The sequence below is a fragment of the Streptomyces sp. NPDC097129 genome, assembly GCF_055668065.1.
This window is the reverse complement of record NZ_JBVOQE010000010.1, coordinates 128214-142452: the sequence shown is the minus strand read 5'-3', so window position 1 is coordinate 142452 and position 14239 is coordinate 128214. Positions and strand designations below refer to the sequence as shown.

The window sequence follows — 14239 nt, the reverse complement described above, 5'->3', positions numbered from 1 at the left end:
TCAGGAAAACAGACATACGCGGCTGTCCGCCAGACCGCCGCGTTGGTGCTAACCGAGGAGGATCCATCAGCGCCGAGCCCCGCATCAACGACCGGATTCGCGTTCCCGAGGTGCGACTTGTCGGTCCCAGTGGCGAGCAGGTCGGCATCGTGCCGCTCGCGAAGGCACTGGAGCTTGCTCAGGAGTACGACCTCGACCTGGTTGAGGTAGCGGCGAACGCCCGTCCGCCCGTGTGCAAGCTCATGGACTACGGGAAGTTCAAGTACGAGTCGGCCATGAAGGCCCGTGAGGCGCGCAAGAACCAGGCGCACACGGTCATCAAGGAGATGAAGCTCCGGCCGAAGATCGACCCGCACGACTATGACACCAAGAAGGGTCACGTCGTCCGGTTCCTCAAGCAGGGCGACAAGGTCAAGATCACGATCATGTTCCGTGGTCGCGAGCAGTCCCGGCCCGAGCTGGGCTACCGACTGCTGCAGCGCCTCGCGGAGGACGTCCAGGACCTCGGTTTCGTCGAGTCGAACCCGAAGCAGGACGGCCGCAACATGATCATGGTTCTCGGTCCGCACAAGAAGAAGACCGAGGCGATGGCCGAGGCCCGCCAGGCGCAGGAGGCCCGCAAGGCCGAGGCGAAGGCGAACCCGGGCAAGTCTCAGAACGCCGCGGACCCGGACGCTGTGAACGCCGAGGCCCACGACGAGGACCTTGACGAGGCCCCTGTCGAGGACCTTGACGAGGCCCCTGCCGAGGCTTCCGCCGAGGCGTGATCCCGGGGGACACACGTCCCCAAGGATGTAACCGATACAAGAGCGACGCTCCACCGTGCCCGGTTTTCACGACCGGGCACCGGAGCGCCACCGACGAGGAGAGAACGGCGCTATGCCGAAGAACAAGTCGCACAGCGGTGCCAGCAAGCGCTTCAAGGTCACCGGCTCCGGCAAGGTGCTCCGTGAGCGCGCCGGCAAGCGCCACCTGCTCGAGCACAAGTCGTCCCGCGTGACGCGTCGCCTCACCGGCAACGCCGAGATGGCCCCGGGCGACGCCGCGAAGATCAAGAAGCTTCTCGGCAAGTGACGTACGGGCGCCACTGAGCGCCGTACGGCTGGACCGGGACCCAATCGATTCCGGGCCGTGTGAGGACACCCACGGCCCCGCTACAAGGAGTTAACAAGTGGCACGCGTCAAGCGGGCAGTCAACGCCCACAAGAAGCGCCGGGCGATCCTCGAGCAGGCCTCCGGCTACCGCGGTCAGCGTTCGCGCCTGTACCGCAAGGCCAAGGAGCAGGTCACCCACTCGCTGGTCTACAACTACAACGACCGCAAGAAGCGCAAGGGTGACTTCCGCCAGCTGTGGATCCAGCGCATCAACGCCGCTGCCCGCGCCAACGGCATCACCTACAACCGCTTCATCCAGGGTCTGAAGGCCGCGAACATCGAGGTCGACCGCAAGATCCTGGCCGAGCTGGCCGTCAACGACGCCAACGCGTTCGCGACGCTGGTCGAGGTGGCCCAGAAGGCGCTGCCGTCGGACGTCAACGCGCCCAAGGCCGCGTGACGCTGCGCTGGCTTTAGCCGACGTTCACCGCAGGACCCGCAGGCTTCGAGCTTGCGGGTCCTGTTGTTGACGGCGGCGCGTGTCGTCCTTCGGCCGCGGGCGCGTCGTGGCTGGTCGCGCAGTTCCCCGCGCCCCTTACGGGGCGCGACGCCCGCCGGCGTCTCCAAGACAAGACTCTCCTGAAAGCGAAGAAGAGCATGCCTCCCGTCAGCCCCGAGCTGATCTCTCCGCGGTCCCCTCGTGTTCTCGCCGCTCGGCGGCTGGCCAAGCGGAACTTCCGGGGGAAGGAGCGGCTGTTCCTCGCGGAGGGGCCGCAGGCCGTGCGGGAGGCGGCCGGGCACGCGGACACGCTGGTCGAGCTGTTCGCCACCGTCGAGGCCGCGGAGCGCTACGCCGACATCATCGGCGAGGCCCGCACCGCCGGCGCCCGCATCCACCTCGCCTCCGAGCAGGTCATCGAGGACATCTCCACCACCGTGACCCCGCAGGGGCTCGTCGGCGTGTGCCGGTTCCTGGACACCCCCTTCGAGGAGATCCTCGAGCGCCGGCCGCAGCTGGTCGCCGTCCTCGCCCACGTCCGCGACCCCGGCAACGCCGGCACCGTGCTGCGCTGCGCCGACGCCGCCGGCGCCGAGGCCGTCGTGCTCACCGACGCCTCCGTCGACCTGTACAACCCGAAGGCCGTCCGCGCCTCCGTCGGCTCCCTCTTCCACCTTCCCGTCGCCGTCGGCGTCCCCGTGGAGCAGGCCATCGACGGCCTGAAGGCGGCCGGGGTGCGCATCCTCGCCGCCGACGGGGCCGGGGACCGCGACCTGGACGAGGAGCTGGACAAGGGCAGCATGGGCGGGCCGACCGCCTGGGTCTTCGGCAACGAGGCCTGGGGCCTGCCGGAGGAGACCCGTGCCCTCGCCGACGCCGTCGTCCGCGTCCCCATCCACGGCAAGGCCGAGAGCCTGAACCTCGCGACCGCCGCGGCCGTATGTCTGTATGCGTCGGCCCGTGCACAGCGCGCCTCCGGAGGGTGCCGCTGCGTCACCGGGAGCTAGTAGGGTGACCAGCTCGAGGGCCTGCTGCCCAGCTGCCTGAGAGGTGGGATACGGGGATGAGCGTCGGCACCAGCAGCGCACCGGGAGCACGGGACGTGCGGCGAGCGCCCGCGCCCCGGCCGTCCGGTGATCCCGCCGCGCCCGGCATCGACCCCGACGACCTGCCCGACGGCCTCGTCGTCGCCGACGAGCACGGCCGTGTCGTCTGTTTCAACGCGGCCGCCGAGCGGATCACCGCCACTCCCGCCGCCGAGGCCCTCGGGCAGCCCCTGGAGAAGGCCCTGCCATTAGAGGACCTGGAGGGGCGGCGCTGGTGGCAGCTGACCGACCCCTACGACGGCCTCGCCATCCGCACCCGGCAGCCCGAGCGCAACCTCCTCCTGCCCGGCGGCCACGAGATCCTCGTCACCGTGCGCTATGTGCGCACCGAGCCCACCGGGCCCGTGGAGCGCGTCGTCGTCCAGCTGCGCGACACCGAGGCCCGCCGCCGCACCGAGCGCAGCCACGCCGAGCTGATCGCCACCGTCGCGCACGAGCTGCGCTCCCCGCTCACCTCCGTCAAGGGCTTCACCGCGACCCTGCTGGCCAAGTGGGAACGCTTCACCGACGACCAGAAGCGGCTGATGCTGGAGACCGTCGACGCCGACGCCGACCGCGTCACCCGCCTCATCGCCGAGCTGCTGGACATCTCGCGGATCGACTCCGGCCGGCTGGAGGTGCGCCGCCAGCCCGTCGACATCGGCGCCGCCGTCGGCCGTCACATCCAGGCCTACGTCGCCGCCGGCCAGCGCGCCGACCGCTTCCTGCTGCGCCTCGAGCAGCCGCTGCCCGCCCTGTGGGCCGACCCCGACAAGATCGACCAGGTGCTCAGCAACCTCATCGAAAATGCCGTGCGGCACGGCGAGGGAACCGTCACGATTGACATCACGGCCACGGCGTCCCCCCGCGAAGGGGAGGAGACCGGCACGTCGGTCACGGTGAGCGACGAGGGGCCCGGCATCCCGGAGGAGTCCATGAACCGCGTCTTCACCCGCTTCTGGCGGGGCAGCAAGCGCGGCGGCACGGGCCTCGGGCTGTACATCGTCAAGGGCATCGTCGAGGCCCACGGCGGCACGATCACGGTGGGCCGCGCCCAGCAGGGCGGCGCCGAGTTCCGATTTACGCTGCCCGTGGCGGCGCCGGCGTATCTCGCCTAGCGACCCACGGGCGCATTCGTCCACCTCCACCCCGTTAGACTCGGCCTTTGGCACCTTTGTGTCCTTCACACGGCCCATCCATGGTCACGGGGACCTCCAGCCAGCCAATCGGAAGCACGGGAAGAGATGTCGGCACCGAACAAGTCGTACGACCCTGTCGAGGTCGAGGCGTTGAAACCGGAAGAGATCGAGCGCATGCGGGACGAGGCGCTCGCCGCCTTCGCCGCCGCGGACTCCCTCGACGCGCTCCAGGAGGCGAAGGTCGCCCACACCGGCGGCACCTCCCCGCTGGCGCTCGCCAACCGCGAGATCGGCGCGCTGCCCCCGCACGCCAAGGCCGCCGCCGGCAAGCTGGTCGGCCAGGCCCGGGGCGCGGTGAACAAGGCCCTCGCCGCCCGCCAGGGCGAGCTGGAGGCCGAGCGGGACGCGCGCGTGCTGGTCGAGGAGGACGCGGACGTCACGCTGCCGTTCGACCGCGTGCCGGCCGGCGCCCGCCACCCGCTCACCACGCTGTCCGAGCGCATCGAGGACATCTTCGTGGCCATGGGCTACGAGGTCGCCGAGGGCCCGCAGGCCGAGGCCGAGTGGTTCAACTTCGACGCGCTCAACATCGGCCCGGACCACCCGGCCCGCGGCGAGGCCGACACGTTCTTCGTGCAGGGCCCCGACGGCGGCACCGAGTCCGGCGTGGTGCTGCGCACGCACACCTCGCCCGTGCAGATCCGCTCCCTGCTGGAGCGCGAGCTGCCGGTCTACGTGATCTGCCCCGGTGTCGTCTACCGCACCGACGAGCTGGACGCCACGCACACCCCGGTGTTCCGCCAGGTCGAGCTGCTCGCCGTGGACGAGGGCCTGACCATGGCCGACCTCAAGGGCACCCTGGACCACATGGTCCAGTCGCTGTTCGGCGCGGGCATGAAGACGCGGCTGCGGCCGAACTTCTTCCCGTTCACCGAGCCGTCCGCCGAGATGGACATGGTCTGCTACGTCTGCCGCGGCGAGTCCGTCGGCAACCCGGACCGCCCCTGCCGCACCTGCTCCTCCGAGGGCTGGATCGAGCTGGGCGGCTGCGGCATGGTCAACCCGCGGGTGCTGACCGCCTGCGGTGTCGACCCGGAGAAGTACAGCGGCTTCGCCTTCGGGTTCGGCATCGAGCGGATGCTGATGTTCCGCCACAACGTCGAAGACATGCGAGACATGGTCGAGGGTGACGTCCGGTTCACCCGGCCCTTCGGGATGGAGATCTGATGCGGGTCCCGCTTTCTTGGCTGCGGGAGTACGTCGACCTGCCGGCGACGGAAACCGGCCGTGACGTCCAGGAGAAGCTCGTCTCGGCCGGTCTCGAGGTGGAGACCGTCGAGCAGCTCGGCGCCGACCTCAAGGGCCCCCTGGTCGTCGGCCAGGTGTCGACCATCGAGGAGCTGGAGGGCTTCAAGAAGCCCATCCGCTTCTGCACGGTCGACGTCGGCCAGGCCAACGGCACCGGCGAGCCCCAGGAGATCATCTGCGGCGCCCGCAACTTCCAGGTCGGCGACAAGGTCGTCGTGGCCCTCCCCGGCGCGGTGCTGCCCGGCGACTTCCAGATCGCCGAGCGCAAGACCTACGGCCGGGTCTCGCGCGGCATGATCTGCTCCGGCGACGAGCTGAACATGGGCGACGACGGCAGCCACGGCATCATCGTGCTGCCGCCGGAGACCGAGATCGGCAAGGACGCCGTCGAGCTGCTGGAGCTGGTCGACGAGGTCCTCGACATCGCCGTCACCGCCAACCGCGGCGACTGCCTGTCCATCCGCGGCGTCGCCCGCGAGACCGCCATCGCCTACGGCCTGCCGCTGCGCGACCCGGCGCTGCTCGACGTGCCCGCCCCGAACGCCTTCGGCTACCCGGTGCAGGTCACCGACCCGATCGGCTGCGACCGCTTCACCGCGCGCACCGTGACCGGCCTGACCCCCGAGGCCCGCTCGCCGATCTGGCTCCAGCGCCGCCTGCAGAAGGCCGGCATGCGCCCGATCTCGCTCGCCGTCGACGTCACCAACTACGTGATGATGGAGCTCGGCCAGCCGCTGCACGCCTACGACCGCAAGCTCGTCCAGGGCACCATCGGCGTGCGGCGCGCGGAGGCGGGCGAGAAGCTCGTCACCCTCGACGGCGTGACCCGGACGCTGGACGCCGAGGACCTCGTCATCACCGACGAGCGCGGCCCCATCGGCCTCGCCGGCGTCATGGGCGGCGCCAACACCGAGATCGCCGACCACGAGGACGTGGAGAACGCCACCACGGACGTCGTGATCGAAGCCGCCCACTTCAACGCGGTCTCCATCGCGCGCACGGCCCGGCGCCACAAGCTCTCCTCCGAGGCCTCCCGCCGCTTCGAGCGCGGCGTCGACCCCGCGGCCGCCGCAGCTGCCGCGCAGCGCACGGTCGACCTGCTGGTGATCCTCGCGGGCGGCACCGCCGAGGCGGGCGTCACCGAGGTCCTCGCGCCCTCCGCGCCGCGCACCATCGCCATCCCGGCCGACCACCCGGACAAGGTCGCGGGCGTCACCTACGGCCGCGAGACCGTCGTGCGCCGCCTCCAGGAGATCGGCTGCGACGTCTACGGGCAGGACGAGCTGATCGTCACCGTCCCGTCCTGGCGGCCCGACCTCACCGACCCGAACGACCTCGCCGAAGAGGTCATCCGGCTGGAGGGCTACGAGAACCTGCCCTCCACGCTGCCCAAGCCGCCGTCCGGCCGCGGCCTCACCCACCGCCAGCGCCTGCACCGCCGCGTCGGCCGCGCCCTGGCCGGGGCGGGCTACGTCGAGGCGCCGAACTACCCGTTCGTCTCGGAGCAGGTCTTCGACCAGCTCGGCCTCGAGGCCGACGACCCGGCCCGCCGCGTCGTCAAGCTCACCAACCCGCTCAACGACGAGGAGCCCGCCCTCCGCACGTCGCTGTTGCCGGGCCTGCTGGGCGCCCTGCGCCGCAACGACGGCCGGGGCTCGCACGACCTCGCCCTCTTCGAGACCGGCCTGGTCTTCCACCCGCGCGCCGAGCGGAAGACCGCCGCCGCGCTGCCGGTGGACCGGCGCCCCACCGACGAGGAGATCGCCGAGCTCGACGCCGCGCTGCCCGAGCAGCCGCGCCACGTCGCCACCGTCCTCGCGGGCGCCCGCGAGCAGGCCGGCTGGTGGGGTGCGGGCCGCCCGGCCGGCTGGGCCGACGCGGTCGAGGCCGCGCGGGCCGTCGCCCGTGAGGCCGGCGCCGAGCTGATCGTCCGCAAGGGCGCGTACGGCCCGTGGCACCCCGGCCGCTGCGCCGAGCTGGCCGTCGTGGCCGACGGCGAGGAACAGGTCATCGGTCACGCCGGTGAGCTGCACCCGCGCGTGGTGAAGGCCCTCGGCCTGCCGGAACGCACCTGCGCGATGGAGCTGAACCTCGACGCGCTGGAGCAGGCCGGCGACGACACCCCGCAGGCGCCCCGGATCTCCACGTTCCCGGTCGCCACGCAGGACGTCGCCCTCGTCGTCGACAAGCCGGTCCCGGCCGCCGAGGTCGAGGCCGCGCTGCGCGAGGGCGCGGGTGAACTCCTCGAGTACATCCGGCTGTTCGACGTGTACGAGAACGCCGAGCAGCTCGGCGACGGCAAGAAGTCGCTGGCGTACGCGCTGCGCTTCCGCGCGGCTGACCGGACGCTGACGGTGGATGAGGCGTCGGCCGCTCGGGACGCGGCCGTCGCGCTGGCCGCTGAGCGTACGGGGGCTGTGCTGCGCGGCTAGCCGCCGTGGGGGGCTGTGTGATCTGCCGGGTGCGGCTCTCGTCGTGGCTGGCCGCGCAGCTCCCCGCGCCCCTGACCCGGCCGCGGTCACCTCACTCGTACGGGTGAGGTATCCGGCGGATCCAGCCCTTCCGGGTCGTGCGGCGACAGAATCGGACCGGCCTTTCGGGGCCGGTCCGATCGCGCTGTCAGGGCCTGATTGGGGGGCCAACGACATGTTCCGCATCAGGGCGCCGCTGCGCCGGACCGCCGCACTCGGGCTGCCCACCGCCTGGGGCGCCGTGGCGGTCACCTACAAGCTGGCCTGCCCGCTGGCCCAGCAGGACGGGTTCGGCGCGCGGATCGCCACCAGCGCCGTCTTCTTCGCCGTCGGCACGGGGATCGTCGCCCACGTCCGCGGCACGCTGCTCAAGGAGCTGCGGCAGATACGCCGTATCGCCCGCGCCGCCCAGCGCGTACTGGTCCGGCCGCTTCCGCCCCGCCTCGACGGTCTGCATCTCGCCGCCGCCCAGCTCTCCGCCGAGCGCGGCGCCTGTGTCGGCGGTGATCTGTACGAGGTCGTCGCCACCGAGCACGGCGTCCGTGCCGTCATCGGCGACGTGCGCGGGCACGGACTCGCGGCGCTCGCCACGGTCGCCGCGGTCCTCGGCAGCTTCCGCGAGGCCGCGCACGACGAGCCCGACCTGGGCGGCGTCCTGCGTCGCCTGGACCGGGCGCTGGCCCGGCACCTGCGCGAGCGCGCCCGCGCCGAGCATCCCTCGGCGGGTCAGGCGGCTCCCGACGCCCCGGTGGCCGAGGAGTTCGTCACCGTCCTGCTCCTGGAGATCGGCCGTGACGGCCAGGTCCACGCCCTCAACTGCGGCCACCCCTGGCCCTACCGCCTCAGCGGCCCGTGCGTCGAACCGCTGGCCCGGTCCGGTCCGCTGCCCCCACTGGGCCCGTTCCCGCTCCCGGCCACTCTTCCGGTCCTGGACTGCGGCCCCCTGCTGCGGGGCGAGATGCTCGTCCTCTTCACCGACGGCGCGGAAGACGCACGCGACCGCAAGGGCCGTTTCTTCCCGTTACGGGCGGCGCTGGCCGGAGCGGTCCGGGCATCGCCGATCACCCCGGAGAGGGTTCTGCGGACGCTTCTCGCGGCACTGCTACGACACACGGCGGGCACCCCGACGGACGACATCGCCCTGCTCGTCCTCAGAAACGAACGGCTGCAGCAGCCGGCCTCCACAGGCGCGGGGAACTGCGCGACCAGCCACCGCGCACCCGCACCCGACGAACCACCGGTTGCCCAGCGGCGCTGAATCGCACCGCCACGCCGCCGGCCGGGCCACCGCTTGAAGAGGGGGAGCCGGAGGCCCGGCCGGGCCTCTTGCGAGGCGACTCATGAAACCCCGCCGAACACGCGGAGCGACACCGCGCGCACACCCTGGATACGCGTACTTGGAACACACCCCGTGTGAAGCGGAACGCACTACTCTGTCGGGCACCGAGCCACCGGGGGGCCACCCATGCAGCCCAACACACTGCTCGACGCGATCCTGGACGAGGCGGGCATCTCGCACGCCGGCCTGGCCGCGCACGTCAACCAGGCCGGCCGGGCCCGCGGACTGGCCCTGCGCTACGAACACACCGCCGTGGCCCGCTGGTTGAAGGGCCAGCGGCCGCGCGGCCAGGTACCCGACCTCATCTGCGAGGTGCTCGCGGCCCGGCTGCGGCGCCCCGTCACGCTCGACGACATCGGGCTCGGCGTCCCGGGCGAGCCGCACACCCCGCACGGCGCCTCCCTGTCCGGCTTCGTGGAGCGGGCCACCGCCCTGTGGCGGTCCGACGAGCAGCAGCGCCCCCACCTGATGGGCGCCCCCGCGGTCACCGGCACGCCGGCCGTGATGCCGGTGTGGGAGTGGGAGAACCCGCCGGAGGACGTGGACGTCTCGCGCGGTGGCCGGCACCGGGTCACCCCGGCCGACATCGAGATGCTGCGCGCCGCCCGCGCGCACTACGAGCAGATGTACCGCAAGACCGGCGGTGTCGCGACCCGCTCGCGGATCGTCGGGTTCCTCAACGCCGAGGCCGCGCCGCTGCTGCGCGGCGGCTACACCGACGCGACCGGCCGCCAGCTGCACCGCGCCACCGGCGGTCTGGTGGCCGTCGCCGGCATCTGCGCCTACGACTCCGACGCGCACGGCCTCGCCCAGCGCTACTTCCACCAGGCGCTGCGGCTCGCCAAGGCCAGCAACGACCGGGGGCTCGGGGCGTATGTGATAGCGCTGCTGGTCAACCAGTCGCTGTTCATGCGGGAGTACCGGCAGGCCGTGGCCTTCGCCGAGGCCGCGCTCAGGGCCGCCGACCGGGACATCACCCCGGCGCTCGCCTCCGATCTGTACGCGATGCAGGCGAAGGCGTACGCGCACCTCGGTGACGGCGGCAGCGCGCTGTCCTGCATCCGGCGGGCCGAGCAGGCCGCCGAACGCATCCGGCGCGGTCACGAGCCCGACGAGACCGGCTATGTCCAGCCGGGCCTGGTCAACGTCCAGGTGGCGGAGGCGCTGCTGAGCCTCGGTGAGGTGCGGGCGGCGGCGGAACACGCGGCGGCGGCCGTGGACAACCCCGCCCACGACCGCGGCCGGGTGCACCGGCTGGCCATGCTCAGCACGATCGAGCTGCGCCAGGGCAACGCCGACAAGGCGGTGGCGACGGCCGTGCAGATGGCCGAGCAGGCCCGCGGGATGGAGTCCCAGCGGCTGCGCGACCGGCTCAGAGCGGTGCGCGAGCACCTGGCGCGCAGCGGCTGTGCGGGTACCGCCGAGGCGGCCGAACTCATCGACGGGGCCCTGCGCGTGCCGCTGTGATGCCCGCCCGGCCGCCGGCGCTGCCGCCCGCTCCGGTTCCGGCACTGTGGGCGTGAGAAGTCCCTGCTGCGATATTGCCCCTTACCCGACGGAAGGCGGCAGAACCGTGCAGTGGACGAAACAAAACGAACAACCCGTGTATGCAAACCGGTGGTTCAGTGTCAATCTCGCTGATGTCGAGCTGCCGGACGGCCGGCATCTCGACCACTTCCTGATCCGGATGTGTCCGGTGGCGGTGGCCACCATCGTCAACGACGCGGATGAGGTACTGCTGTTGTGGCGCCACCGCTTCATCACCGACAGCTGGGGATGGGAACTGGCGGCCGGCGTCGTGGAGAACGGCGAGGACATCGCCGCCGCGGCCGCCCGCGAACTGGAGGAGGAGACCGGCTGGCGGCCGGGGCCCCTGCACCACCTGATGAGCGTGGAGCCGTCCAACGGCCTCACCGACGCCCGGCACCACGTCTACTGGTCCGAGCGGGGCGAGTACGTCGGGCATCCCGTGGACGACTTCGAGTCGGACCGCCGGGAATGGGTCCCCCTCAAACTCGTCCCCGACCTGATCGCCCGTGGGGAGGTCCCGGCCGCCAACATGGCGGCCGCGTTACTCCTGCTGCACCACCTCAGGCTCACCGAGGGCTAGCGAGCCGGCGGGTCGGCGGGCCGGCGGGCTAGCGGGCCAGCACCTGCCAGACGGCCACGACCAACGCGCCCAGGGCCGTGACGGCGGCCACCGAGGGCAGCGGCCAGCGGGCGTGTTCCAGGCTGGCGAGCCGGCTGTTCAGCTCGTCCAGCTCCTTCGCGGTCTCCTCGGTGCGATGGCTGAGCAGGGCCAGCCCGCCCTCGACGCGCGCGTACGCCACGTCGAGCCGGCGTCGTAACTCTGCGAGGTCTCCTGGGGCGACGGGATGGCCGGAGTCGGCGCTCACGTGTCCACTCCTTTCCGTGGTCGAAGGGAGGCGGGGTGCGTCCCTTGCATGCGCATGAAGAGTGAACTCGCCTGGTGGGCGCAGGGGGAGAGTGTGCGAGGGGCATATGCGTGCCCGGCGCGCACACGGTGTGTGAAACGGACGGGCCCGGCACCCCCGAAGGTGCCGGGCCCGCTCGGCGTCGCGCAGAGTAATCAGCCGCAGGATCGGAAGCCGGAGTGACCGGCCGCAGGATCGGCAGCCGGAGTGACCAGCCGCGGGTGCGGAAGCCGGAGTGATCAGCCGTAGGTGTAGAAGCCGGAGCCGGTCTTGCGGCCGAGCCGGCCCGCCTCGACCATGCGCTGGAGCAGCGGGGGAGCGGCGTACAGCGGCTCCTTGTACTCGGCGTACATCGAGTTCGCGATCGACACGACGGTGTCCAGACCGATGAGGTCCGCGAGCTTCAGCGGGCCCATCGGGTGGGCGCAGCCCATCTCCATGCCGTTGTCGATGTCCTCGCGCCCGGCGATGCCCGACTCGAACATGCGGATCGCGGAGAGCAGATAGGGCACCAGCAGCGCGTTCACGATGAACCCGGAGCGGTCCTGGGCCCGGATGGTGTGCTTGCCCAGCACCTTCTCCGCGAAGATCTGCGCGCGGCTCAGCGTGCCCTCGGACGTCGTCAGCGCCGGGACCAGCTCGACCAGGTTCTGCACCGGGGCCGGGTTGAAGAAGTGGATGCCGACGACGTGGTCGGGGCGCGCGGTGGCGACCGCCAGCTTCACCAGCGGGATCGAGGACGTGTTGGACGCCAGGATCGCGTCCGGGCGGGTCACCACCTGGTCGAGCACCTGGAAGATCTCGGTCTTCACCTGCTCGTTCTCCACGACCGCCTCGATCGTGAGGTCACGGTCGGCGAACTCGCCGAGGTCGGTGGTGAAGCTCAGCCGCGCCTGGGTCGCGTCCCGCTCCTCCTCGGTGATCTTTCCGCGCTCGGCGGCCTTGGCCAGGGAGTTGAACAGCCGGGTACGGCCGAACTCCAGGGCCTCGCCGTTGGTCTCGGCGACCTTCACGTCCAGACCGGCGCGCGCACACACCTCGGCGATACCCGCGCCCATCTGGCCGCAGCCGACGATTCCGACGCGCGAGATGTCTGCCGATGGGAAGTCCGTCACATCGTCCCTTTCGCTGATCCACGGCACTGGGCAGGACCTCCGGGTCGGACGCCTGCTCGGCAGGACGCCGGGTCCGGACGCCTGCTCCGATCGTGCACGTTACCGCGAAGTATCGATGATCGATCGACGGGGTGCGGCATCCTGAACTCCCGGTGACGATCCGTGACCGGACGGACGCAGGAGGTAGAGGTTCACGCGATGGGACGACTGACGAGGCGGGCGTTCGCGGCGGCCGCGCTGTCGACGCTGGCGCTCGGCGCGGCACCGGCGCGGGGCCACGCGCGGGCCACCGCCGAGATGCGGGGCGTATGGCTGGCCACTGTGGAAAACCGTGACTGGCCCTCGCAGCCGGGGCTGAGCGCGGCGCGGCAGCGCTCCGAGCTGCTCGCCCACCTGGACGCGGCGGTCCGGCGGCGGCTGAACACGGTGATCTTCCAGGTGCGGCCGACGGCCGACGCGCTGTGGCCCTCGCCGTACGAACCGTGGTCGCAGTACCTGACCGGGACGCAGGGGAAGGACCCCGGCTGGGACCCGCTCGGCACGGCGGTCACCGAGGCCCACGCCCGTGGGCTTCAGCTGCACGCCTGGTTCAACCCGTACCGCATCGCCAACCACACCGATCCGGGCGCGCTCGTGGCCGGGCACCCCGCCCGCAGGCATCCCGACTGGGTGGTGACCTACGGCGGCAGGCTCTACTACAACCCCGGACTGCCCGAGGTGCGGACCTTCGTCGAGGACGCGATGCTCGACGCGGTGCGCCGCTACCCGCTCGACGCGGTCCACTTCGACGACTACTTCTACCCCTACCCGGTGGCCGGGGAGACCTTCGACGACGACGACGCCTACGACGCGTACGGCGGCGGCTTCCCGAGCCGCGCCGCCTGGCGCCGCCACAACATCGACACCCTGATCCGGGAGATGGGCTCGCGCACCAGGCAGGTCCGCCCCGCCGCGCAGTTCGGGGTCAGCCCGTTCGGGGTGTGGCGCAACGCGTCCACCGACCCGGCGGGTTCGGACACGCAGGGCGGTGTGCAGTCCTACGACGACCTGTACGCGGACACCCGCAACTGGGTGCGCGAGAACTGGATCGACTACATCGTGCCGCAGCTGTACTGGAACATCGGCCAGGCCGCCGCCGACTACGCCACGCTGGTGCCGTGGTGGGCCGGCGTCGCCGACGGCAGCGCGACGAAGCTGTACGCGGGGGAGGCGCTGTACAAGGTGGGGGACCCCGCCCAGCCCGCCGCCTGGCAGGACCCGGCGGAGCTGTCCCGCCATCTGACGCTGGCGAAGAAGTACCCGCAGGTGCGCGGGCACGTCTTCTTCGCCGCGAAAGAGGTCGCCGCGGATCCGCTCGGCGCGATGACGCGGGTCGTCGCCGACCACTACGGGCAGCCGGCGAGTCCCCCGCGCTGACCTGCGGCTTGGCTTCTGCTACGGCATCTTCGGCATCTCGGGCATGGCGGGCATGCCGGTCGCCCTGTGGCGGATCTCGGTGTCCGGGCCGGGCGAGCACACGCCCTCGTGGCCGTCGTCGAAGCGGACGCGGTAGGGCGGGCTGCCCTCCTGGCCCAGGACCTCGACGATCTCGCCGACCTTGTCGTGTTGACCGACCACCCTGCCGTGCTGGACAAGCTGGTCGCCCTCGGTTGCGTGCATCGTGGGGGGCCTCCTCACCACGTGGGGGAGCGGCAGCACCGACCACACCAGTGTGGGCAGCGTCCGGGCCGACTGCAACCGGCCCGCGCGGCCC

General features: G+C 71.8%; 13 protein-coding genes and 1 pseudogene. 11 read left to right on the top strand and 3 right to left on the bottom strand.

The annotated features are described in order from the left end of the window. Positions 1-65: 65 nt before the first annotated feature. The 10 genes and pseudogenes from infC to AC0B9F_RS27080 all read left to right on the top strand — a co-directional run bounded on the left by infC (position 66) and on the right by AC0B9F_RS27080 (position 11046). A complete protein-coding gene (infC, locus tag AC0B9F_RS27125; protein ID WP_472007287.1) occupies positions 66-767 on the top strand; it encodes a translation initiation factor IF-3 in 702 nt (233 codons plus the stop codon). A 112-nt stretch (positions 768-879) separates the two neighbouring features. After that, entirely contained in the window at positions 880-1074 is a 195-nt protein-coding gene (gene rpmI, locus AC0B9F_RS27120) for a 50S ribosomal protein L35 (RefSeq protein WP_004933563.1), read from the top strand. 97 nt (positions 1075-1171) lie between these two features. After that, positions 1172-1555: a 50S ribosomal protein L20 gene (rplT, locus tag AC0B9F_RS27115; RefSeq protein ID WP_472006967.1), complete on the top strand. Its 384-nt coding sequence runs from the start codon at positions 1172-1174 to the stop codon at positions 1553-1555. A 197-nt stretch (positions 1556-1752) separates the two neighbouring features. Next, a complete protein-coding gene (locus tag AC0B9F_RS27110) occupies positions 1753-2601 on the top strand; it encodes a TrmH family RNA methyltransferase (protein ID WP_472006965.1) in 849 nt (282 codons plus the stop codon). A 56-nt stretch (positions 2602-2657) separates the two neighbouring features. Continuing rightward, complete coding sequence (locus AC0B9F_RS27105; protein WP_472006964.1) at positions 2658-3797, top strand: sensor histidine kinase; 1140 nt, start codon at positions 2658-2660, stop codon at positions 3795-3797. A gap of 126 nt (positions 3798-3923) precedes the next feature. After that, positions 3924-5045, top strand: a complete 1122-nt coding sequence (gene pheS, locus AC0B9F_RS27100; protein WP_472006963.1) for a phenylalanine--tRNA ligase subunit alpha — start codon at positions 3924-3926, stop codon at positions 5043-5045. Continuing rightward, entirely contained in the window at positions 5045-7558 is a 2514-nt protein-coding gene (gene pheT / locus AC0B9F_RS27095; protein WP_472006962.1) for a phenylalanine--tRNA ligase subunit beta, read from the top strand. Before pheS ends, pheT begins: the two co-directional genes overlap by 1 nt. Positions 7559-7772: 214 nt before the next feature. Then, positions 7773-8892, top strand: a pseudogene (locus AC0B9F_RS27090) (PP2C family protein-serine/threonine phosphatase). A 170-nt stretch (positions 8893-9062) separates the two neighbouring features. Continuing rightward, positions 9063-10403 carry a transcriptional regulator gene (locus AC0B9F_RS27085; protein WP_472006960.1) on the top strand — a complete coding sequence of 447 codons (1341 nt, stop codon included), beginning with the start codon at positions 9063-9065 and terminating at the stop codon, positions 10401-10403. Positions 10404-10509: 106 nt separating this feature from the next. Continuing rightward, positions 10510-11046, top strand: coding sequence for an NUDIX domain-containing protein (locus AC0B9F_RS27080; protein WP_472006958.1), 537 nt, complete (start codon positions 10510-10512; stop codon positions 11044-11046). 28 nt (positions 11047-11074) lie between these two features. Here the strand turns inward: AC0B9F_RS27080 and AC0B9F_RS27075 are convergent, their stop codons facing one another. Continuing rightward, positions 11075-11332 (bottom strand): hypothetical protein, encoded by a 258-nt coding sequence (locus AC0B9F_RS27075; protein WP_472006957.1) that lies wholly within the window; start codon positions 11330-11332, stop codon positions 11075-11077. Positions 11333-11610: 278 nt separating this feature from the next. Beyond that, positions 11611-12486 (bottom strand): 3-hydroxybutyryl-CoA dehydrogenase, encoded by an 876-nt coding sequence (locus AC0B9F_RS27070; protein WP_472006955.1) that lies wholly within the window; start codon positions 12484-12486, stop codon positions 11611-11613. Between the two features lie 198 nt (positions 12487-12684). On the opposite strand from AC0B9F_RS27070, the gene AC0B9F_RS27065 reads away from it, so the two are divergent. Next, complete coding sequence (locus AC0B9F_RS27065; protein ID WP_472006952.1) at positions 12685-13902, top strand: glycoside hydrolase family 10-like protein; 1218 nt, start codon at positions 12685-12687, stop codon at positions 13900-13902. Positions 13903-13920: 18 nt separating this feature from the next. Here AC0B9F_RS27065 and AC0B9F_RS27060 read toward each other — a convergent pair whose 3' ends face one another. After that, positions 13921-14145: a DUF1918 domain-containing protein gene (locus AC0B9F_RS27060; protein WP_472006950.1), complete on the bottom strand. Its 225-nt coding sequence runs from the start codon at positions 14143-14145 to the stop codon at positions 13921-13923. Positions 14146-14239 lie beyond the last annotated feature (94 nt).

Excerpts from the sequence above, each read along its gene's own strand:
- rpmI (WP_004933563.1), top strand. The coding sequence starts at position 880 with ATGCCGAAGAACAAGTCGCACAGCGGTGCCAGCAAGCGCTTCAAGGTC.
- AC0B9F_RS27110 (WP_472006965.1), top strand. The coding sequence starts at position 1,753 with ATGCCTCCCGTCAGCCCCGAGCTGATCTCTCCGCGGTCCCCTCGTGTT.
- AC0B9F_RS27105 (WP_472006964.1), top strand. The coding sequence starts at position 2,658 with ATGAGCGTCGGCACCAGCAGCGCACCGGGAGCACGGGACGTGCGGCGA.
- pheS (WP_472006963.1), top strand. The coding sequence starts at position 3,924 with ATGTCGGCACCGAACAAGTCGTACGACCCTGTCGAGGTCGAGGCGTTG.
- pheT (WP_472006962.1), top strand. The coding sequence starts at position 5,045 with ATGCGGGTCCCGCTTTCTTGGCTGCGGGAGTACGTCGACCTGCCGGCG.
- AC0B9F_RS27085 (WP_472006960.1), top strand. The coding sequence starts at position 9,063 with ATGCAGCCCAACACACTGCTCGACGCGATCCTGGACGAGGCGGGCATC.
- AC0B9F_RS27065 (WP_472006952.1), top strand. The coding sequence starts at position 12,685 with ATGGGACGACTGACGAGGCGGGCGTTCGCGGCGGCCGCGCTGTCGACG.
- AC0B9F_RS27060 (WP_472006950.1), bottom strand. The coding sequence starts at position 14,145 with ATGCACGCAACCGAGGGCGACCAGCTTGTCCAGCACGGCAGGGTGGTC.